This is a genomic window from Vibrio sp. 970 (assembly GCF_033339075.1).
The window spans coordinates 1-525 of the sequence record NZ_JAWOTW010000778.1 but is presented as its reverse complement, the minus strand read 5'-3'; the positions used below and the strand labels follow the sequence as shown (position 1 = coordinate 525).

Sequence of the window (525 nt, the reverse complement as noted above, 5' to 3'; positions counted from 1 at the left end):
ATTTATCAGTCAGAGGGATATCTTGCGACTTATTATAATCACTAGCATAGTGCGGCTTTTGCTCTACTACAGACTTATCAAACATCTTATCGACAATGCTTTCAAATGACGCTTCAGTGTGAGAAAACTCACTTGCATAATCGTATAACTTCACTCGACCAGCGCCTTTATCGAACTTTGCGTTGTAGGCGTTATACGTTAAAAGCGCAACTCGACTTTTCTTATCCGGACCGGTTTTGAAGTTCTCCAACTCTTTAACGACTCTGGTAATTGTATCTTTTACGACCTGCATTTGAGTCTTGTTTCTTTCACCATACCATGGGTGACTCATCGATTGACTGGTATCCAATATGAAGTAGATATCAACGGGCTGAGGTAGGTATTTTCTCGTAATCGAGTCACCAGAGACCTTGAACTTGGGTTCTACACCAATTTCGTTGTGTGAGATCCACGAGTCATGCTCCGCAGTCGCGACAACGGTGAAGTCAGCAAATGGTGATAGCTCATTATTCCGTTGAACACAGC

General features: G+C 42.5%; 1 protein-coding gene. It reads right to left on the bottom strand.

Going from position 1 to position 525, the window contains the following annotated elements; all coding sequences use genetic code 11:
* On the bottom strand, window positions 1–525 hold a 525-nt coding region (locus R7Q11_RS29140), incomplete at both ends, for a VWA domain-containing protein (protein WP_225467341.1).